The sequence below is a fragment of the Bradyrhizobium sp. CCBAU 51765 genome (assembly GCF_015291725.1).
GTDB classification, from domain to species: domain Bacteria; phylum Pseudomonadota; class Alphaproteobacteria; order Rhizobiales; family Xanthobacteraceae; genus Bradyrhizobium; species Bradyrhizobium liaoningense.
In genome coordinates this window covers 7,851,737-7,872,230 of the sequence record NZ_CP030038.1, presented here as the reverse complement: position 1 = coordinate 7,872,230, position 20,494 = coordinate 7,851,737, and the positions used below count along the sequence as shown (strand labels likewise).

Here is a 20,494-nt window from a genome sequence, read left to right as displayed (position 1 = left end):
AATGTCCATGCCTGCCTTGTTCAAAGGGCGCCTGTCGATCCCCGTGATCGGCTCGCCGCTCTTCATCATCTCGGTGCCCGATCTCGTGATCGCGCAGTGCAAGGCGGGTGTGGTCGGCTCGTTTCCGGCGCTGAATGCGCGGCCGCCGGAGCTGCTCGACGAATGGCTGGCGCGGATCACCGAAGAACTCGCGGCCTATGACCGCGCCCATCCCGACAAGCCGTCGGCGCCGTTCGCGGTCAACCAGATCGTGCACAAGTCGAACAACCGGCTCGACCACGACATGCAGCTGTGTGCCAAGTACAAGGTGCCGATGATCATCTCCTCGCTCGGCGCGCGCGAGGAGCTGAACCAGGCCGTGCACGGCTGGGGCGGCATCGTCTTCCACGACGTGATCAACCAGAAATTCGCGCACAAGGCGATCGAGAAGGGCGCCGACGGCCTGATCCTGGTTGCAGCCGGCGCCGGCGGCCATGCCGGCACCATCTCGCCGCTGGCTTTCGTTGCCGAAACGCGAAAATGGTTCGACGGTCCGATCGCGCTGTCGGGAGCGATCGGCAACGGCAAGGCCATCCGCGCCGCACGCATTCTCGGCGCCGACTTCGCCTATATCGGCTCGGCCTTCATCGCGACCAAGGAGGCCAATGCGGTCGAGCGCTACAAGGAGATGATCGCGGGTTCGTCGGCCGACGACATCGTCTATTCCAACCTCTTCACCGGCGTGCACGGCAATTATCTGAAGCCCTCGATCCTCGCGGCCGGCATGGATCCCGACAATCTGCCGACCTCCGATCCTTCCAAGATGAATTTCGGCACCGACGCCTCCGGCGAGCGCGCCAAGCCGAAAGCCTGGAAGGAGATCTGGGGAAGCGGACAAGGCATCGGCAGCATCGACAAGGTCGTCCCCGCCGCCGAGCTGATCGCGCGCTTCAAGAAGGAATACGACGAGGCGGTCGATCCGCCGCTGTAGTTCTCTTGTCCCGGACGCGGTGCAATGCGTAGCATTGCTCCGCAGAGCCGGGGACCATCGCCGCCACGCGTGGGACCCCGGATCAGCGGCGCACCGCTGCGCCGCGTCGGGGCAACGTCAACCGAGACCGATTGAAATGATGACCGCCATCTACCGCGTCGACGGCAACAGCGTCATCACCAGCCCGGATGCCGCCGGTCCCTGGGACAGGCGCATGCAGCACGGCTCGGCGCCTGCTTCCCTGGTGACGTGGGCTGCCGAACGCATTCCGACGCCTGCCCCGATGGACATCGCGCGCGTCACCATCGATCTGATGCGCCCGGTCCCCGTGGCGCCGCTGACGATCGCCACGGAGGTCCTGCGCGAGGGCCGCAAGATCCAGCTGTGCGGGGTCAAGCTGCTCGCCGACGGCGTGCAGGTCGTCGGCGCCACCGTGCTGAAGGTCAGGCGCCAAGCGCTGACCTTGCCTGAAGACGTCGAGGAGCTGCCGGTCACGCTGCCGTTGCCGGAGGACTCGCTGGTCGAGGACGGTCACGCCGCCACCAGCCCGTTCGTGCGATCGGTCTCGATGCGTGCCGCGCGCGGTCGCTTCGGCCAAGCCGGCGCCGGCGCGATCTGGTTTCGCGTCGACCATCCGCTGATAGCCGGTGAAGCGGTCTCGCAGGCGATGCGCGCCGTGGTCGCCGCCGACTTCTCCAATGGCACCGCCTCGACGCTCGACTTCCGCGCCTGGACCTACATCAACGCCGATCTCACCGTGAACTTTTCGCGCCAACCCATCGGTGAGTGGATATTGCTCGACGGCGAGTCGTGGATCGGTCCCGACGGCGCCGGCCTTGCGATGTCTCGGCTGGCCGACCGGCAGGGCTATTTCGGCCGCGCGGTGCAGAGCCTGGTGATCGAGAAGCGGTGAGCGCGACGGCTAGCGTCGCTCTTGGAGCCGATTGAACGGCAGGCTTCCGCCGCCGCGGAAGGGATGCAAGGTCGTGCTCGACCAGGGCATCCTGCCAGTTCACATTCCGTAGAAGATCTTGATCTCCCACAGCACCACGATGATCGCCGTGATCAACGTAACCGCGGCGATTGCACTTTCCAGGGAAGCGACTCTCATCTCTTACTCCGCTTCCCAGCCCCATCAGCGGTCTAGGTGATTCCCTGATTCGCCGGCAATTCGTGGACCTCGTCGCCAACAACTCCGTTGCGTGTTGTGGTGTCCGGGCCACAACTCCCCCGTAGAATCCCGGGTGCTCATCCCACCATCCGGTCCCGCCCGCTCCAGAAGCCCGCCCGCAGCACCTTCTTGTCGACCTTGCCGACGCCGGTCATCGGCAATTGCTTGACGAACTGGATCTGCTTCGGCGCATGCGCCGAGCCCTTTCGCGTCTTGACCAGGTTGATCAACTCGTCCGGATCGGGCCTTGCGCCCTCGCGCGGCACGACGATGGCGGTGACGGCCTCGCCCCACTTCTCGTCGGGAATGCCGACCACCGCGACCATCGCGACATCAGCGTGTTGCGACAGCACGTCCTCGACCTCGCGCGGGAAGATGTTGAAGCCGCCGGACACGATCATGTCCTTCTTGCGGTCGAGGATGAACATGTAGCCGCGCTCGTCCTGGCGCGCGATGTCGCCGGTGTGGACCCAGCCGTTCTTCAGCGTCTCGGCGGTGATGTCCGGCCGCTTCCAGTACTCCGCCATCACGTGCGGGGCACGCACGCAGATCTCGCCAGGCTCGCCCGTCTTCACCTCCTGGTCGTCGTCGTCGAGAATCCTGACCTCGCAGGCCGCGATCGGGAAACCGCAGGACAGGAACAGCTCCGGGGTCCTGGGATCGTGGTCGGCCTTGCGCAGCACCGAGACGGGATAGCATTCGGTCTGGCCGTAAAGCTGCGCGAACACGGGCCCGATGCGTTCGATACCCTCGAGCAATCGGCTCGGCGACATCGCGGAGGCGCCATAGAGCACGAGCTCGAGCGAGGACAAATCGGTCTTGTCCAGGGCGGGATGATCGAGCAGCACATAGATCATGGTCGGCACGAACAGCGTGAAGTTGATGCGCTCCCGCGCGATCGTCGTCAGCACCGCCTCGGGATCGAAGCCTTTCAGCATGTGCACGGTGCCGCCGCGCATCAGGGTCGGCAGCACCTTCGTCCCAGCGACGTGACTGATCGGCGCGACCGTGAGATAGCGCGCAGCCTCCGGAATCTCGAAGTCGGCGAGGATCGCGCCTGCGGCGCCGGCGTTCTCGCGGTGATAGCGCAGTGCGCCCTTGGATTTGCCGGTGGTGCCGCCGGTGTAGTTCAGCGTGGCGAGATCGTCGGGGCCGGCAAGGCACAGCGGGCGCGCATGTCCGGCATTTTCGATGGCGGCCAGCAGATCGACGCCGTAGCCGGCCGGCCCCATGGTGAAGACCGCCTTCAGCCGGCCGGCCTTGGCTGCGAGCTCGCCACCGCGGTCGCGGAAGGCGGCGGCATCGACCACCAGCATCTCTGCCTCGGAGTCTTCGAGCTGGAACAGCTGGTCCTCCAGCGATCCCAGCGGATGCAGCCAGGTGATGCAGAGCCGGGCCAATTGCGCGGCGACACCGGCGCACCAGGTATCGGCGCGATTCGCGGTGAGGAAGGCGACGCGCGCACCTGGCTGCAATGCAAGCCGCATGAACACGCCCTGGATGCGTCCGATCAGGTCGATGGTGCCACCATAGCTCAGCGAACCCTCGGGCCAGGCGAAAGCGGTGCGATCGGGATAGCGCGACAGCGCCCGTAGCGTCTGCGCACAAGCTGGAGGCGATGCGTGGAGCGGATCAGACATATGTTTCCTCGTTGCTTTGTCACCGGCTTCTGGCGTGCCAATGTTACCGATGACGCTAGCACAGCGAATGCGGGAGGAAACGACAAAGCCCGCGCAGGGAGGCATGCATGCCATCGGATCAACTGCAACGCTTCCACGATCGTCTCGCGCTGCCGCTGATCGCGGCGCCGATGTTTCTGGTGTCGGGCGTCGAGCTCATGGTCGCGTCCTGCCGCAACGGCGTGATCGGCAGCTTTCCCACCGCGAATTGCCGCAGCACGGAACAACTCGACGCATGGTTCACCGAGATCGGCACGCGGCTGCGACGGCACGAAGATCAGACCGGGCGCAAGGTCGCGCCGCTCTGTCCGAACCTGATCGTGCACCGTTCCAATGCGCGGCTCGCAGAGGATCTCGCCGTGCTGCTGAGGCACGGGCCGGAGATCGTCATCACCTCGGTCGGATCGCCGGCGCAGGTGCTGAGGCCGCTCCATGATGCCGGCGCGTTGGTGCTGGCGGATGTCGCCTCGATCCGCCACGCCGAGCGTGCGGCGGAAGCCGGCGCGGACGGGCTGGTGCTGCTCACGGCGGGCGCGGGCGGCCAGACCGGCTGGCTCAACCCGTTCGCCTTCGTCCGCGCGGTGCGCGCATTCTACGACGGCATCATCGTGCTGGCGGGCGGCATCAGCGACGGCTACGCGCTGCGGGCCGCTGAAGTGCTGGGCTGCGATCTCGCCTATATGGGCACGAAGTTCATTGCGACGCGGGAGAGCATGGCGGACGACCGCTACAAGCGGATGCTGGTCGAGAGCAGCGCCGACGACGTCCTGCTCACCACCGCGTTCACGGGCTTGCAGACCAGCATGCTGCGGCCGTCGGTCGTCGCCGCCGGACTTGATCCGGACGACCTGCCGGCGCGCGGCGCGATCGACATCGTCAAGGACATCGACGTCTCCGCGCGCGAGAACCGGCCGAAGCGCTGGCGCGACATCTGGAGCGCCGGGCACTCCGCATCTGGGGTGACGGAGGTGCTCGCGGTCGACGATCTCGTCGCGCGGACGCGTGCGGAATATCAAGAGGCGGGCCCCGATCACAGTTAATCGAGCGGGCCCCTGCGCGCCCGCACTTAACGGCAGATTAACCATCGCCCGCCAAGAATCCCCTTCACGGCCGCCAACCAGACCGAGAGGGGACAGGCGATGGACTTCGATTTTCTCAACAGCAAGTCAGCTGCGACGATGGACGAAATCCGCGTCCGCGTCGCCCATGCCCTGGCCCGCCACCCGCTGTGCCGCAACGTCCGCTTCGACATCGTCAGCGTTCCCCGGACCCGCCGCGGCGGCAACTGGACGGTGACGCTGCAATCGGTCGAGCCGCGCGCGGTCTGGGAGGCCTCGGAGATCGTGGCCGACATCCAGGACGCCTATGACCTCGCGGCAGCCGCCTGATTTCGTTGAGTTTTTCGCGCGGTGTCGCCGCAGTCCGAGCGATTGCCGCTGCAATGGCACGGTTAAGCCTTATTTATCGCCCAGTTTCGGGGCAGTGATCACGTGGACTTGAAGTCGGACGCGGAGAGACGTTTGTCCAAAGCCATCACCATCGTCGCGCTGACCTGTTTCCTCGTCCTCGGCGCCGCCACCACCGCCATTCTCGGCCGCGACAGCGTGCCCAGCGTCAGCGCCGAGATGATTGACCAGACGCCCCCGGCCAAGCCGCTCGCAACCAACCGCGCCGCCAAGGCCGACCGTCTGGTCCCGACACTCGCGCTGGCCTCGGCCGCGATCGAGCCGGTCCAGGTGGCCGCCGACAAGCTTTCCCAGGCGCCCGTCCTGACCGAGCCGTTGCGCCAGGCCTTCGCCGCCGCCACGCCCTCCGATTTCCCGATGCCGAAGGCAAGCGCGCACGAGGCGCCCGCCGCGGCGGAGGTTCCGGCCGTCGAGGTTCCGGCCAAGCCGAAGGTCGTCGCCAAGCCGCAGCCGCAGAAGGCCTATTCGCTGCTGTCCGACGTGCAGATCGCGGGCATCAGGGATCGCCTGAAGCTGTCGTCGTCGCAGGAATATTACTGGCCCTCGGTCGAGACCGCGCTTCGCAACGTTGCCCGCAAGATCCAGGCGAACAAGCTGTCGAATCCGAACGCGCCGCCCAGTTCGCAGATCGACCCGAATTGCGACGAGGTGCAGCAGTTGAAGTCGGCCGCGATGCCGCTGTTGTTCCAGCTGCGTGACGACCAGAAGGAAGAAGTGCGCAAGCTCGCTCGCCTCATCGGGCTCGAGAAGGTCGCGCAGCAGATCTGATCCGGCGCGGTTCCTGCTTCAGGAGCCGCAGCCATCAGGAACATCTGGCAATCCCCACGCGTTGGCCGCTCCAAAGAGGGAGTGGACGAATGCGCGCCTCGACAGCCTATTTTGTCGGTGCCGGAACCATCATCGCGGCCATCGCCATTGGTCTCGGCGGCGGTATCGTTGCCGGCAACATCATGCATCCGGTCGCGTCCAGGCAGGGCCCGGACACCAGCAAGATGGCGCAGCGCACCGAGGGCGCCACGCCGGCGACCACGAACGCGCCGTCCGAGCGCGTGAACTATCTCACCGGCTCGCAGGCCTTCGGGGCGATGATGGCTGCGCCAGCGCGGGCCGAAGCAAAGCCTGAAGCCGCAAAGTCTGACACGCAAACCACGCAGGCGAATGCTGAACCGCCGGCGCCGCAGCCTTCGCAAGCCGCTGCAGTCGAGCCGCCCAGGCCGGCGCCGGCAGTGTCCGCGCAGGCCGCGAGACCTGCCGAGCCGCAGGCCTCGACCGAGCCGTCATCCGCCTCGAACAATGCCTATGCCAAGGCGAGGGAATCCGACGTGAAGCGTGCGGCGACCGAACGGCGCCGGGCGGAGCGCCGCGAGCGCTGGGCCGAGCGCCGGCACCATGAATTGCGCGAACCGCGCGGCATGCGCGACCGCACCGATTGGGATGACGTCGCGCGCAACGTCCGCGAAGATTCCGAAGCGCGCGACTATGCGGGCCGGCCACGCAGCGGCTTTCCGCAGATCAGGCTGTTCGGGCCGGATGACGAATAACACCCGGCCCAGGATCGGAAGCTGCAATGGAGAAGGTGCGTGGTCATTGTCGCCCCGCCACTACTTCATGCCCGCGCGTCGCAAGCCTTCGAGATAGTGCGCACGATCCTCGTCCCGCAGCATCGGTAGCTCGCGGGTGATCCAGGCAAGCGAGACCTCGGGCTGGGCGCGGAGGAGGCCTTCCCGGGCGGACGCCACGAGCGCCGGATCGCCCAGCATGCCGGCGGCGGCCGTCAGCACGCGGTGCGCGCCGACGAAATCTCCGCGTTGGCGCATCGATTCCCGTGCCATCTGGACGGCCCCCTCGTAGTCGCGGCCGACGAACCGGGCATAGGCCGCAACCCCGCAATAGATCGCCGCGAGCGGGTCGCGCGGACTCAGCCGCAGCGCGCGACGGGCGGCCGCATCGCCGTCCTGCCATCGTCCGGCATAGCAAAGCGTCACGCCGTGGAAGGCATGTGCCATCGCGAAATTCGGGTTGAGCCTCAGGGCCAATTCGAATTCCGCCAGCGCGTCGTCGAAGCGGCGGCGAAACAGATAGGTGTAGGCGAGGCCGTGATGGGCCCAGGCATCCTCGCGATCGGCCTCCACCGCCGCGAGCGCCGCACGTTCGGCAAGCGGCAAGGTCGCGGCCATGTCGGCCCAGCCCATATGCGCGCCGAACATATGGCTGGTCGCAAGCAGGCCCAGTGCCTTGCCATAGGCGGGATCGATCGCGACGGCCTGTTCCAGCAGCCCCTGCGCGGCGGCATTGTCCTCGCGGGTAATGCGCCAGTAATGCGACAGGGCGCGCATCACGAGGTCCCATGCATCCAGGCTGCCCGGAGGCTTCTGCTGGGCTCGGAAGCTTTCGGCGGCATAGAGCTGCGGCTCGATCGCGGCGACGATCGCCTCGGTGATCTCGTCCTGCACGGCGAAGATGTCGGCGAGCTCTCGGTCGTAGCGTTCGGCCCAGAGATGGCTGCCGGTCGAGACGTCGTTGAGCTGGGCCGAGATGCGCACCCGATCGCCGCTCCGCCGCACGCTGCCTTCGACCACGTAGCGCACCCCGAGTTCCCGTGCGACCTCGTGGATGTGCACGGCGCGGCCCTTGTAGACGAAGGAGGAATTGCGCGCGACGACGAAGAACCATCGCAGCTTCGACAGCGCGGTGATGATGTCCTCGCTGATGCCGTCGGAGAAATAATCCTGCCCGGCCTCGCCGCTCATATTCGTGAAGGGCAGCACGGCGATCGCGGGCCGCTCGGGCAGAGCGAAGGTTGTCTGGGTCCGGGCGACACGAACCGGCCCCGGTGCGACCGCGCCGAGCTGTGTCTGGACATCACCGACGAAGCGAAAACCCTTGCGGGTGATGGTGCGGATCAGCGTCTGACTTGCGCCATTGTCGCCGATCGCCTTGCGCGCCGCGTTGATCCGGCTGGTCAGGGTGGATTCGGAGACGCTGCGCCCGTGCCAGATCTTGTCGATCAGCTCGTCCTTGCTGACCACCCGGTCGCGGTTCTGCATGAGGTGGACGACGAGGTCGAAAACCTGCGGCTCCACGGCAATGGGAACCTGCTCGCGGCTCAGCTCGCGCCGGTCAGTATCGAGAAGGTGATCCCGGAACAGAAACTGCACGTCGAGAACTCAGGCCTCATTGTGAAATCGGGCAAGCAAAATGACAAAATGAAATTGGGGCCGAAAATCATGTGTCTGTCGAAGCGGGCGCTTGGTTCATCGCGATTGCGTGATGGCAGCCATGCCCGTGTCGGAGGGGAATACAACCGCAGCTGGAATGTTGCGGTCGGCGGATCGCCGCGGGGCCGGGACCATGCTCGCCGCTTACTGTCATCCCGAGGCTTCCCGCGCTGCCGCGCATCGCACCTTGGGATGACCGAGTAACAGATGACGTGCCGTCATAATGTCGTGGCGCGGCAAATGTGGCGAACGGTGAATGTCCATTGCCGAAATGCGCGGCCTGCGTAAGCTGCCGCCACACAAAACACCAACCACGAAGAAGCGCCCATGCCAGCTTTCCCCGCCTCCACCACCGTGCTCGACTCCATGCTGTTTCGCGACGCCTTCGGCACGCCTGAGATGCGCGAGGTGTTCTCCGACGTCGCCACCGTCGCGCGCTATGCCGAGGTCGAGGTGGCGCTGGCGAAGGCGGAAGCGAAGTGCGGCGTGATCCCACAAGGGGCGGCCGCGGCGATCGCGGCGCGGACCGACGTCGCCGCGTTCGATTTCGATCTGCTCAGGCAGGAGACCGATGTCGTCGGTTATCCGATCCTCCCCTTGGTGCATCAGATGGTGAAGCAATGCGGCGAGGCCGGCCGCTACGTGCATTGGGGCGCGACCACGCAGGACATCATGGACACCGCCGTGGTGCTGCAACTGCGCGCCGCGATCGAGATCGTCGAACGCGACATCGCCGAGCTGCGCAGGATCCTTGCTGATCTGTCGAAGCGCCATCGCGACACGGCGATGGCGGGCCGAACCCATCTCCAGCAGGCGTTGCCGGTGACCTTCGGCTACAAGACCGCGATCTGGCTCGCGATGTTCGATCGCCATGCCGAGCGCTTGGCGCAATTGAAGCCGCGCGTGCTGGTCGGCCAGTTCGCCGGCGCTGCCGGCACACTGGCCTCGCTTGGCGACAAGGGGTTCGAGGTGCAGGCGGCGCTCTGTGCCGAGTTGAAGCTCGGCGTTCCCGCTTCGACCTGGCACGTCGCGCGCGACGGCTTTGCGGAGGCGGTGAACTTTCTCGCCCTCGTCACCGGTTCGCTCGGCAAGATCGCGCTCGACATCATGATCATGGCCTCGACCGAGTTTGCCGAGGTCTACGAGCCTTTCGTCAAGGGGCGCGGCGCCTCCTCGACCATGCCGCAGAAGCGCAACCCGATCTCCTCCGAACTGATGCTTGCGGCGTCCAAGGCGGTGCGCCAGCATGCAGGCCTGATGCTCGACGCCATGGTGCAGGATTTCGAGCGCGCCACGGGGCCCTGGCACGCCGAATGGATGGCGATCCCCGAAAGCTTCGTGCTGACTGCCGGCGCGCTGCACCAGGCGAAGTTCGCACTCGCGGGCCTTATCGTGGACGAGGCGAAGATGAACGACAATCTCGCCATCAGCCGCGGCCTGATTGTGGCCGAAGCGGTCATGATGGGCCTGGCGCCGCAGATCGGGCGGCAGGAGGCGCATGACGCGGTCTATGATGCATGCCGTCAGGCCAACGAGAAGGGAATCAGCCTTGCCGATGCGCTGTCCGCAGATTCACGGATATCGAGCCGCATCGACCGTGCCACGATCGAGGCACTCACCTCACCGAAAAATTACCTCGGACTCGCGCCCGCCATGGTCGACCGGGTGCTGAAATCGGCAACGCGTTGAAAACCAAAATGCGTGAAACTGCGTATCTTTCGTGCGTTGCAAGACGCTCGCACACTTGTGTCTTACGATGCTAGACTTAGATTGAGCGAGAGACTTTCGGCAGAGGGCCCGGCATGACTGATCAACGCAACACCTCAACTCCCATCGATCCCGCGAAGCTCGACCGGCTGGCCGAGGTGGCGGTGAAGGTGGGCCTGGGCTTGCGGCCGGGACAGGATCTGCTTCTGACAGCGCCGGCGATTGCGCTGCCGCTGGTGCGGCGGATCGCCGTGCATGCCTACAAGGCCGGCGCCGGTCTCGTGACGCCGATCCTGTCGGATGAGGAGATGACGCTGGCACGCTACCGCCACGGCCACGACGCCAGTTTCGATCGTGCCGCCGGCTGGCTCTACGAGGGCATGGCCAAAGCCTTCTCGGACAACACCGCACGGCTCGCCATCGTCGGCGACAACCCGATGCTGCTGTCGGGCGAGGATCCCTCCAAGGTGGCGCGCGCGAGCAAGGCGAATTCGATGGCCTATCAGCCCGCGCTGGAGAAGATCGTCAACTTCGACACCAACTGGAACATCATCGCCTATCCGAGCCCGTCCTGGGCGAAGCTGGTGTTCCCTGATGATCCTGAGGACGTCGCGGTCGGCAAGCTCGCGGATGCGATCTTCGCAGCGTCCCGCGTCGATCGCGAGGACGCGATGGGCAATTGGGCGAGCCACAATGCGGTGCTGCGCGAGCGCACCAACTGGCTCAACGGCCAGCGCTTTCGCGCGCTGCAATATTCGGGTCCCGGCACCGATCTCACCATCGGCCTTGCCGACGGCCACGAATGGGAAGGCGGCGCCTCGCTCTCCAAGAACGGCATCAGCTGCAACGCCAATATCCCGACCGAAGAGGTCTTCACCACGCCGCATTGCCGCCGGGTCTACGGCCATGTCGTGAGCTCGAAGCCGCTGTCCTATCAGGGCACGCTGATCGACAACATCGCGGTGCGCTTCGAGGACGGCAAGATCGTCGACGCAAAAGCCTCGCGCGGCGCGGAGGTGCTGAACAAGGTGCTCGACACCGACGAGGGCGCGCGGCGCCTCGGCGAAGTGGCGCTGGTGCCGCATTCCTCGCCGATCTCGCAGAGCGGCCTGTTGTTCTACAACACGTTGTTCGACGAGAACGCAGCGTCTCACATCGCGCTCGGCCAGTGCTATTCGAAATGCTTCGTCAACGGCGCTCAGCTCACGCCGCAGCAGATCGCGGCGCAAGGCGGCAACCAGAGCCTGATCCATATCGACTGGATGATCGGCTCGGCCGAGACCGACATCGACGGCATTTTGGCCGACGGCAGCAAGGTGCCCGTGTTCCGCAAGGGCGAATGGGCGAAATAGCCGGCGTGACTCTCTTCGATGGGAGAGGGTGAGCGCGACGGCGACAGGTTCTCGCTGCGCACATCTATCGGCCTTGATTCCTGCGCGGTTCGTTCGATAGCCCTGGTGCGAATCCCGCGGCGGACGCAACGCGAGCGCGCAGCCGGAGCCGGGTACCAGAGCCTTGGGCGTAGAGCCATTGGCCGGCTCCGCTCCAGTGCCTTCGCGCATTTTGTCGCACCCGGGAGAGGACCGGGGCATGTGGGCGGATTTGCAAGGGAATCGGGATGTTAACCGGTTTGCGCCGGCCACTTCGGGCTGATTCTCGAAGCCGGCGTAAGAAAGAATTAAAAACGGAACACTAGCGTCCGGGCATCTTTCGAAACAATCCGGGCCGGATCTGGCCCCAAATATCATTTCCCGAGGAAGCAGATGTCGCGCGCATTGATTGAAGTCGGTAATTGCAATGTGGACCTCGAGCTGCGGCCGATCGAGCCGTCCTGGATCATAGAGGGCGATCCGGTATCCCGCTCGCGGGTCCTGTCGACCAGCGCCGACGGCACCGCCCAGACGATCATCTGGTCCTGCACCGAAGGGCGCTTCAACTGGTACTACGACATCGACGAGACGATCATGATCATGGAAGGATCGATCGTACTCGAAAGCGACGGCATGCCGCCCAAGCGCTATGGCCCCGGCGATGTCATTTTCTTCCGTGACGGCGCGCATGCCAAATGGCATGTCGAAGGGCACGTCAAGAAGATCGCGTTCTGCCGCAAGACCAATCCGGTGATGATCGGCTTCCTGATCCGCGTCGTCAACAAGCTGAAGAAGATGTTCGCCGCCACCGGCGAACGCCGGCCGGCCTCGCTGATGGGGGCCGGCTAAATCGGACAATAAGATTTCAAGGACGCTTCCCAGCGGCCACGATGAAGAGGGGGCGGGATCAACATCCCGGCCCCTCTTTTCGTCATGACGGCAGCTCGAGCCGGTAAAATTCGGTCGCGGTCTGCGAGAACAGCGCCGTCTTCTCGGCCTCGCTCAAGGGCGAGGCGATACGCTTGAACGCGTTGAAGATCACCTGGTAGCTGCACTGGCCCTTGTCCGGCGGGAAATTGCTCTCGAACATCGCCCGCTTCACGCCGAATGCCTCGATACAGGTCTCGATATAGGGGCGCCATGCCGCGGCAAGCTCCTCGGATGACGGCGGTGTCTCGCGCAGATGGAAGTCGTAGCCGAGCAGGCACATTGCGAGCCCGCCGAGTTTCACCACCACGTTCTCGCACGTCGCGATCTCCTGGATCGACGCGCGCCACTGCGCAAACACCTCTTCGCGCCGGCCCGCAAAGCGACCGACGCCGGCCGGGCCGCCGCAATGATCGAGCACGATCCTGGTATCGGGGAAGGCGCGCGCCAGCTCGGTCAGTTCGCCGATCTGCGGATGGAACAGCCAGGCATCGAAGCTGAGGTTCAGCGGCGCCAGGCAGGCAAAGCCCTTGCGAAAGCTCGGATCCTGCAACAGCCCCTTCGGCCTGTTCGCATACATGCCGGCGACGAGAGGGTCTTCGTCCCAGGCCGACGAATGCCTGATGCCGCGGAAGCGGCCATTGCCCGCCGCGATCTCGGCTTCCAGCACGGGCCTGGCGGCGTCTCCCAGCAGAAGATTGGCGTGGCTGACGATACCGGCGCAGATCGCGGCTGGGCCGTAGGCTCCGCTGGCGCTCATCGCCGCCACGCCGTTGGCGAATTCGACTTCGCCGACGGGCCGGAATGCCTCAGGTCCGTGAGCGCGATACATCGAGCGGCAATCGACATAGACGGTGGCGATGATGTTGTGGCCGGACGCGATGTCAGCGGCCATCTCCTCGATCAGATAGCGATGGCCGCGATTCCAGAGGTGGTGGTGGGGATCGACGATCGGCCGCGCCGGATCGATGATTTCCTCCTGGTGCAGCGCGAGCCAGTCCTCGCGCGGCTCGACGAATAGCCCGCTCGTGTTGGCAGGAAGACCGCTTGCGGCCATCGGCATTCGCTCCCTCTATGTTCTTGTGGAAGGAGCCTAGCATCTGATCTCTTCACGCAGCAGCGCGTGTTCTGCAACCGCGTCCGTCGTCGCGAGCACAGCGGCGCTTTCGTCAGCCCTTGCGCCGCTTCGCCCTCACATCGACCACGAGTCGCCAGTCGGCCGCGGCGGCCGGTTTGGATTCGCCGAGCCAGTGAAAGGAATCGTCCGTGATCTCGGTAAAGCTCCACCGCGTCAGTTCGCCGGCTTCGGTCGTGCCTTCCTGCACGATGTCCTCACCGCGCGGACGGCCGATCTGCTGGCGGAACACGCTGCGGCCGGGATCGAACCAGGAGATCCGCCACGCGGAAATGGTGGGGTCGTAGACGCGCAGCGTCGTGCCGTACCAGTTTCCGGCGATCGGGAAGGCCGCTCCGTCTGCAGCGCGGGGGATGATCCAGACGTCCTGCACGGCGCGCCCTTCCAGCACCCAGCCAAAATGGATCTCGCCTGGGGCTACGTGTTTCGTTCCGCCGGGTCCATGGGCCGTGATCTCGGCATCCCAGGCGCCGACGAAGCGGCCGTAAAGCTGAAGCGCCGCCGCGTGCTCGGGATTCGGTCCGTCCGCGTGCAGCAATCTCGCAAACCCGGTCATGTCGATCTCCTGTCGCGGGGAGATCAACACCAAAGGCCAACAGCCGGCTTGGAGAAAATTGCGCCTCAGACCCCGTCGAGGATGATCACGGTCGGCTTCGGCGGCAGCGCATCCCGCGACATCCGGAACGATCGCTCGAGGCGCCGGTCGATCTCGAATTGCTGGCCGATCCGGCGCATGAAGTCGTCGAGCGGGGTGGCGAAGCGGTGCATCGGCAGCACCACCGAGGCGCGCAGCCGCTTGGTGATCTCGGAGATGCCGTCCAGCGACATGGTATAGGTGCCGTCGATCGGCACCATCACGATGTCCAGCCGCCCGATCTGGGCAAAGTGGCTGTCATCGAGCTTGTGGTGAAGGTGGCCGAGATGGCCGATGCAGAGCCCGGCCGCCTCGAAGATGAAGATGGAATTGCCGTCGCGGATCATGTCGCTGCCGGCATCGTCGCCGAAATAGCGGCGGATGTCCGTCGTGACGTTGCGGATGAAGGTGTCGCTGATGCGCTCCGACACGATCGCCGGCTTGCCGTCATCGGCCCAGCCATGCAGCACATGGGGAATTCGTTTGTCGGGATATAAAGAATAGTGCGTGCTGTGCGCCCGGTTCATGGTGACGACATCAGGCAGCCGCCCGACCTGATAGGCGCCGCTATAATCGGTCGCGATGCGCAAGCCGGCGGGCGTGTCGATGAAATAGGTGGAATGGCCGGCATAGGTGATCTCGACCTCGGCCGCAGCTGCAGCCTGCCTGAAGACCACCGGCATGATCCGCGGCGCCGCATTGGCCATCGCCAGGCATTCGCTGCGCTGTGGCTGCTGGGCGAGGGCAGGTGAGAGGATTGCGCCGAACAGCGCAAGGGCCGCCGAAACCAGTCGCCGCATGAATCCGTCCCCGATGATTTCGGAACAAGTCTAGCGCGCAACGCAGTGCGTGGCCAATGGGCCGCGATCAACAGCGCGTCAGTGTCGCACCTTCACGCCCGCCTGGGGCTGAACCTCCAGGTGGCGGCGACGAGGGTGGCCGTGATCAGGCCGCTGATGAGGCCGGCAAGCGGCAGGGCGAGCAGCAGAGCGGCGGTCGCGGCCCAGCCGATCGAGGAGAACGCTTCGGCAAAGGTCGCAAGCCGCGAAGACGTCTGGCGGCGGCGGAATTGACTGCGACGGGCCTGCACCCGGAACCAGAGCTGGATCGCCGTCGCCGAGGCCGCACCGACCACGATCGCGCCGGCGCTGATGGCCGCCTGGAATGGCGAGGCGAAGGCCAGCGCCGCGACCAGCGGACTGAAGATCACGGCGATTGCGATCAGCACCACCTCGATCTTGGCGCGGATGACGCTGGACGACGTCAGCGGCGCGGTGGCGACGAGATCGGGAGCGTCCTCGCCCGAGATCGTCAGCCAGGCGAGCCCGCCGGCAAGCTGTCCGGCCGCCATCACGATGACAGGTGTGATCAGCGTCAGCGCCGCAGCGCTGTCGGCAAAGTTGCGCCAGAGCAGGAGTGCCGGCGGCACCAGATAGAGCAGTTGCATCAACGTCTGCGAGATCAGCCAGGGATCGCGCCACAGAAGCATGAATTCCTTGCGCCGCAGCGCCTGCTGGCGCGATCCGCCGCGGAACGGGCGCTCCTTCGCGCGGGCGCGGCCGGACGTGCCGTACGCCGCGGCATCGATCGCGGTGTCGGCGAATCGGTGCGAAAAGATCGCCATCACGCTGCCGAGCAGCACCAGGGCGAGCGCGAGAAGCAGCAGCAGCGCCTCGGTGTCGCCCATGGTCGCCCGCGCCGGCCACCACCAGATGCTGTCCACGTCGGGCATGTAGGCGGCGAGGCTGCCCGAGGTCAGGATGGTGAAGCGCGACAGCGTGCCGTAGGACATGATCGCCGCGACCTGCAGCGCGATCACGAAGCCCGCGCCGATGATCGCGGCGAGGACTTGGGCGATCAGGCGCGTTCGCGCCGGGCCGATCAGGCGGAACAAGAGAATGGTGACGGCGATCGCAATCGCCGCGGCCGACAGGCCCATCGCAATGACGACGCCGAAGGCGGCAAGCCAGCGCGCGCCGCCGCCGATCACCAGCACGTCGATGAAGGGCGTCGAGAACAGCAGCGCCAGCACGGTGACGGTCAGCGCGATCGCGGCGATGCGGACCGAGAACAGATTGGCGAGCCGCGCCGGCGAGGACATGATCAGGTCGAGATCGGCCCGGGCGTAGAACACCCGCGTCACAGACTCGATCGCCTGCGACAGCATCAAGGTCCAGGCGAGAAAAATCGTCGCCGAGATCACGATCAGCGAGGATTTGTCGAGCGGCAGCCGCAGGCCGGCGAAACGGCCGATCACCGCCCAGGCCGGCAGGTGCAGCAGCGCGGCGAAGCAGAGCAGGCCGATGACGGCAGCGCGCGTCCGCTTGCGCCGCCCGCCGGTCATCATGGCGAACCATTCGCGCCAGGCGAGCCGCAGCTCGTGGCGGGCAAACCAGGATAGCGCCGTTGCCGAGCTCATGCTGCGGCCTGAAGCGTCACCAGCGCGATGAAGAGATCCTCGAGGCTGGTGTCGGCATGGCCGTTCTGCTGGCGCAGCTCGGTGAGCGTGCCTTCGGCGACCAGGCGGCCGGACGCGATCACGCCGATGCGGTCGGCCATACGCTCGGCGACCTCGAGAATATGCGTGGTCATGATGACGGTGCAGCCGGCGCGGACACGCTCGCTGAGCAGGTCCTTCACGTGGCGTGCGGAGACGGCATCGAGCCCCGTCAGCGGCTCATCGAGGATGATGAGGCGGGGATCGTGCACCAGGGCCCCCGCGAGAGCGACCTTCTGGCGCATGCCCTTGGAAAAGCCTTCGCAGCGCTCGTGCCGGTGCGGCGCGAGCCCGAGCGAGCTGAGCAGCTCTTGCGCGACCGGTTCCGAGGCCGAGGGGGCGATGCCCCAGAGGCCGGCGACGAATTCGAGGTATTCGAGCGGGGTCAGCTTGTCGTAGATCATAGGCTCGTCGGAGACCCATGCCATCACCTGCTTGGCGGCGGCGGGCCTCTGCAACGCATCGACGCCGAAGATCGAGATCGCGCCGGCATCCGGGCGCAGCAGGCCCGCAACCATGCGCAGGCTGGTGGTCTTGCCGGCGCCGTTGGGGCCGACCAGCGCATAGAATTCGCCGGCGTGAATGGTGAGATCGAGGCCGTCGACCGCCGGACGGTCAAAACGCTTCGTTAACCCTCGGACTTCCAGTGCCGAGTTGTCCGGCTTCATGACGGCCACACCATCCGGTTTTGCATCGCCCGAGACCATGACCCGAAGATATTTCGGCACGGTGAATCGCTTTGCCTCAAATTCCTCATCCGGGATCGACCAAAGGCAAGTCACCGTTTGTTGACAGCGCGCGAGCGTTCAGGCTGAATTGATTCCGGACAAATGGCGCTAACGCAGCGAAACGACTGCGTAGCGACTGGACACAAGATGCGGCAGGGCGGTCGGGAAGAACCGCGGGTTGCATCGGGAGGACACGCGTCGATGCTGGATTTTGTTCAGCAGCTGGTCAGCGGTGTTGCGCTCGGCTGCGTTTACGGCCTGATCGCGCTCGGCTTCGTGCTCGTTTACAAGGCTACCGAGGTCGTCAACTTCGCCCAGGGCGATCTGATGATGCTGGGCGGCTTCTTCGCCTTCACCTTCATCGGCATGATGGGCCTGAACTACTGGATCGGCTTTGCCGGCGCGGTGGCCGCGATGGCGCTGTTCGGCATGGTGGCGGAGCGCGTGGTGGTGCGGCCGATCCTCGGCTATCCGCAGTTCTCGATCATCATGGCGACGATCGGGCTGGGCTATTTCCTGCGCTCGGTCGCCGGCATGATCTGGGGCACCGACGACCTGAAGATCGAGACGCCGTTCAGCCAGGGCGTGCTGCGCATGGGCTCGCTGGTGCTCGCCTATGACAAGCTCTCGGTGATCGCGGCGACGATGATCCTGTGCGCGCTGCTCTGGCTGTTCTTCAACAAGACCATGCTCGGCACTGCGATGCGCGCCAGTTCCGAGAACATGCTGGCAGCCTACTATATGGGCATTCCGGTCAAGCGCGTGGTGTCGGTCGTCTGGGCGATCAGCGCGGCGGTCGCGACCTGTGCCGGCGTGCTGCTGGCGCCGATCACCTTCATCCACTCCAATGTCGGCCTCGTGCTCGGCCTGAAGGCATTTCCCGCCGCTGTGCTCGGCGGCTTCGGCTCTATCCCCGGTGCAGTGGTCGGCGGCGTCCTGATCGGGGTGATCGAGAGCATGGCCGGGTTCTACCTGCCGGAGGGCTGGAAGGACGTCGCGCCCTATGTCGTGCTGCTGACGGTGCTGCTCCTGAAGCCCGAAGGCCTGTTCGGCCTCCACGTCCGCAAGAAGGTCTGAACGCCATGCGCTTCATGTTCAAGACCGACTATGAAGACGACATCAGGCTGTTTCCGCATTCGGGCTACGTCGTCACCTACGGCGTCCTGCTCGCCCTGCTGTTGATCGCACCGCATGTGCTGTCCAGCTATCTGATGAGCCAGCTCGTCTTCGTCTGCATCTATGCAATCGTCGGCGTGGCGCTCTTGATCCTGACCGGCTTCACCGGCCAGGCTTCGCTCGGGCACGCCGCGTTCCTCGCGATCGGGGCCTACACCGCGGCCTATTTGCAGACATACAACGTGCCGTTCCCGGTCTACTTCCTCGCCGCCGGGCTCCTGACCGGCATCATCGGCGCCATGGTCGGCTTTCCTGCCCTGCGGCTCACCGGCATCTACCTCGTCATCGCCACCATCTCCTTTGCCTTGATCGTCGAGGAGATCCTGGCGCGCTGGGAGAGCGTGACCCACGGCAACGAGGGCATGCGGGTCAAGACGCTGTCACTGCTCGGCGTCGCGGTGCCGCGCGACAGCCCGACCTTCTATTACCTCTGCCTTGCCGTGCTGGTGCTGACCATCGTCGGCACGCTCAACCTGCTTCGCTCGCCGACCGGCCGTGCCTTCGTCGCGATCCGCGACAGCGAGACCGCGGCGCGCAGCATGGGCGTCAATGTCGCGCTCTACAAGGTGAAGTCCTTTGCCATCTCGGCGGCGATCACCGGCTTTGCCGGCGTTCTGTTCGCGCACAAGCTCTCCTTCATCTCGCCGGAGATGTTCACGCTCCAGCTCTCGATCGAGTTCATCATCGTGATCCTGATCGGCGGTACTTTCAGCCTGCACGGGGCGGTGCTGGGCGCGATCTTCATCGTGATGATCGATCCGTTCCTGACCTATCTCAAGGACGACATGCCCGGCATCATCGCCGGCCTCGCCGCGACCTTCGGGGCGAGCACGGCGACTGCGGGAAACATCCAGTCGAACGTCGCGGCCTTCGCCTCGCTCAACGGCCTGAAGGGCGCGATCTACGGCATCATCATCGTGCTGTTCGTGCTGTTCGAGCCGCTCGGGCTCTACGGCCGCTGGCTGAAGATCAAGCTCTTCTTCCAGCTGTTCCCGCTCTACAAGCGCGCCACCTTCAAGCGGCAGAAGATCTACGTGAAGTCGGAGCGCAATCGATGAGCTATTTCCGTGCCGAGAACCTGTCGCTGCATTTCGGCGGCCTCAAGGCCGTCGACGCGGTCTCGTTCGCGGTCGAGAAGGGCGAGATTCTCTCGATCATCGGCCCGAATGGCGCCGGCAAGAGCTCGATCTTCAACCTGATCTCGCGGATCTACCGGCCGACCTCGGGCCGCATCTTCTTCGAGGACCAGGACATTACGGAGCAGCCGCCCTACGACATCGCCAGGCTCGGCATCGCCCGCACCTTCCAGAACATCGAGCTGTTCGAGAATGCGACCGTGTTGTCGAATCTCCTGGTCGGCCGCCACCGGCACTCGACCACGCAGCTCTGGCAGGAGCTCTTGTTCCTGCCGAGCGTGCGGGCCAACGAGAAGGTGCATCGCCGCCGGGTCGAGCAGGTCATCGAACTCCTCGATCTCGAACCCTATCGCGACAAGCTGATCTCGGGGCTGCCTTACGGCGTGCGCAAGGTCATCGAGCTGGCGCGCGCCCTGTGCTCGGAGCCAAAGCTGATCCTGCTCGACGAACCGTCGTCCGGCCTCAATGTCGAGGAGACCGGCGACATGTCGTTCTGGATCCGCGACCTGAAGAACGAGCTCGGCGTCACCGTGCTGATGGTCGAACACGACATGTCGCTGGTCAATCGCGTCTCCGATCGGGTCATCGCGCTGAACTACGGCCGGGTGCTGGCGATGGGCTCGCCCGCCGAGGTACAGCAACACCCCGACGTCGTCGCCGCGTATCTGGGAGCCTGACCG

Annotated in this window: 20 protein-coding genes; 13 read left to right on the top strand and 7 right to left on the bottom strand. The window is 65.4% G+C overall.

Going from position 1 to position 20,494, the window contains the following annotated elements:
- The first annotated feature begins 1 nt into the window (after position 1).
- A complete protein-coding gene (locus XH96_RS36440; protein WP_128928149.1) occupies positions 2-970 on the top strand; it encodes a nitronate monooxygenase family protein in 969 nt (322 codons plus the stop codon).
- 139 nt (positions 971-1,109) lie between these two features.
- Entirely contained in the window at positions 1,110-1,883 is a 774-nt protein-coding gene (locus XH96_RS36435; protein WP_194394395.1) for a thioesterase family protein, read from the top strand.
- Between the two features lie 335 nt (positions 1,884-2,218).
- Here the strand turns inward: XH96_RS36435 and XH96_RS36430 are convergent, their stop codons facing one another.
- The gene (locus XH96_RS36430; protein ID WP_194390097.1) at positions 2,219-3,781 is read right to left on the bottom strand and encodes an AMP-binding protein; all 1,563 of its coding nucleotides are present in this window, start codon (positions 3,779-3,781) and stop codon (positions 2,219-2,221) included.
- Positions 3,782-3,888: 107 nt separating this feature from the next.
- Between XH96_RS36430 and XH96_RS36425 the strand changes: the two genes are divergently transcribed.
- The 4 genes from XH96_RS36425 to XH96_RS36410 all read left to right on the top strand — a co-directional run bounded on the left by XH96_RS36425 (position 3,889) and on the right by XH96_RS36410 (position 6,827).
- A complete protein-coding gene (locus XH96_RS36425) occupies positions 3,889-4,860 on the top strand; it encodes a nitronate monooxygenase family protein (RefSeq protein ID WP_194390096.1) in 972 nt (323 codons plus the stop codon).
- A 99-nt stretch (positions 4,861-4,959) separates the two neighbouring features.
- A complete protein-coding gene (locus tag XH96_RS36420) occupies positions 4,960-5,208 on the top strand; it encodes a hypothetical protein (RefSeq protein ID WP_124159385.1) in 249 nt (82 codons plus the stop codon).
- Between the two features lie 132 nt (positions 5,209-5,340).
- On the top strand, positions 5,341-6,054 hold the full coding sequence (locus tag XH96_RS36415) for a hypothetical protein (protein WP_194390095.1): 714 nt from the start codon (positions 5,341-5,343) through the stop codon (positions 6,052-6,054).
- A gap of 89 nt (positions 6,055-6,143) precedes the next feature.
- Entirely contained in the window at positions 6,144-6,827 is a 684-nt protein-coding gene (locus XH96_RS36410; protein WP_194390094.1) for a hypothetical protein, read from the top strand.
- Positions 6,828-6,887: 60 nt separating this feature from the next.
- Here the strand turns inward: XH96_RS36410 and XH96_RS36405 are convergent, their stop codons facing one another.
- A complete protein-coding gene (locus XH96_RS36405) occupies positions 6,888-8,444 on the bottom strand; it encodes a winged helix-turn-helix domain-containing protein (RefSeq protein WP_194390093.1) in 1,557 nt (518 codons plus the stop codon).
- Between XH96_RS36405 and XH96_RS36400 the strand changes: the two genes are divergently transcribed.
- The 4 genes from XH96_RS36400 (at position 8,337) to XH96_RS36385 (ending at position 12,430) form a co-directional block, all read left to right on the top strand.
- Positions 8,337-8,708 carry a hypothetical protein gene (locus XH96_RS36400; protein ID WP_194394425.1) on the top strand — a complete coding sequence of 124 codons (372 nt, stop codon included), beginning with the start codon at positions 8,337-8,339 and terminating at the stop codon, positions 8,706-8,708. The two genes, XH96_RS36405 and XH96_RS36400, sit on opposite strands and share 108 nt — an antisense overlap.
- Positions 8,709-8,831: 123 nt before the next feature.
- Entirely contained in the window at positions 8,832-10,193 is a 1,362-nt protein-coding gene (pcaB, locus tag XH96_RS36395; RefSeq protein WP_194390092.1) for a 3-carboxy-cis,cis-muconate cycloisomerase, read from the top strand.
- 113 nt (positions 10,194-10,306) lie between these two features.
- Positions 10,307-11,563, top strand: a complete 1,257-nt coding sequence (locus tag XH96_RS36390) for an aminopeptidase (RefSeq protein ID WP_194390091.1) — start codon at positions 10,307-10,309, stop codon at positions 11,561-11,563.
- Positions 11,564-11,974: 411 nt separating this feature from the next.
- Positions 11,975-12,430 carry a cupin domain-containing protein gene (locus XH96_RS36385; RefSeq protein WP_194390090.1) on the top strand — a complete coding sequence of 152 codons (456 nt, stop codon included), beginning with the start codon at positions 11,975-11,977 and terminating at the stop codon, positions 12,428-12,430.
- An 82-nt stretch (positions 12,431-12,512) separates the two neighbouring features.
- Here the strand turns inward: XH96_RS36385 and XH96_RS36380 are convergent, their stop codons facing one another.
- The 5 genes from XH96_RS36380 to XH96_RS36360 form a co-directional block, all read right to left on the bottom strand.
- Positions 12,513-13,565 (bottom strand): amidohydrolase, encoded by a 1,053-nt coding sequence (locus XH96_RS36380; protein WP_194394394.1) that lies wholly within the window; start codon positions 13,563-13,565, stop codon positions 12,513-12,515.
- A 112-nt stretch (positions 13,566-13,677) separates the two neighbouring features.
- The gene (locus XH96_RS36375; protein ID WP_194390089.1) at positions 13,678-14,199 is read right to left on the bottom strand and encodes a hypothetical protein; all 522 of its coding nucleotides are present in this window, start codon (positions 14,197-14,199) and stop codon (positions 13,678-13,680) included.
- 65 nt (positions 14,200-14,264) lie between these two features.
- Positions 14,265-15,077 carry an MBL fold metallo-hydrolase gene (locus XH96_RS36370; protein ID WP_194390088.1) on the bottom strand — a complete coding sequence of 271 codons (813 nt, stop codon included), beginning with the start codon at positions 15,075-15,077 and terminating at the stop codon, positions 14,265-14,267.
- A 92-nt stretch (positions 15,078-15,169) separates the two neighbouring features.
- Positions 15,170-16,696, bottom strand: coding sequence for a permease (locus XH96_RS36365; RefSeq protein ID WP_194390087.1), 1,527 nt, complete (start codon positions 16,694-16,696; stop codon positions 15,170-15,172).
- Positions 16,693-17,442 carry an ABC transporter ATP-binding protein gene (locus XH96_RS36360; RefSeq protein WP_194394393.1) on the bottom strand — a complete coding sequence of 250 codons (750 nt, stop codon included), beginning with the start codon at positions 17,440-17,442 and terminating at the stop codon, positions 16,693-16,695. Before XH96_RS36360 ends, XH96_RS36365 begins: the two co-directional genes overlap by 4 nt.
- 261 nt (positions 17,443-17,703) lie before the next feature.
- Between XH96_RS36360 and XH96_RS36355 the strand changes: the two genes are divergently transcribed.
- From XH96_RS36355 to XH96_RS36345, 3 genes are read left to right on the top strand one after another with little or no spacing between them, the layout of a single operon-like run.
- Positions 17,704-18,579, top strand: a complete 876-nt coding sequence (locus tag XH96_RS36355) for a branched-chain amino acid ABC transporter permease (protein ID WP_028179067.1) — start codon at positions 17,704-17,706, stop codon at positions 18,577-18,579.
- Between the two features lie 5 nt (positions 18,580-18,584).
- Complete coding sequence (locus XH96_RS36350; RefSeq protein ID WP_194390086.1) at positions 18,585-19,736, top strand: branched-chain amino acid ABC transporter permease; 1,152 nt, start codon at positions 18,585-18,587, stop codon at positions 19,734-19,736.
- Positions 19,733-20,491 carry an ABC transporter ATP-binding protein gene (locus XH96_RS36345; RefSeq protein ID WP_194390085.1) on the top strand — a complete coding sequence of 253 codons (759 nt, stop codon included), beginning with the start codon at positions 19,733-19,735 and terminating at the stop codon, positions 20,489-20,491. The genes XH96_RS36350 and XH96_RS36345 overlap by 4 nt, the downstream gene beginning before the upstream one ends.
- The last annotated feature ends 3 nt before the right edge of the window (positions 20,492-20,494 follow it).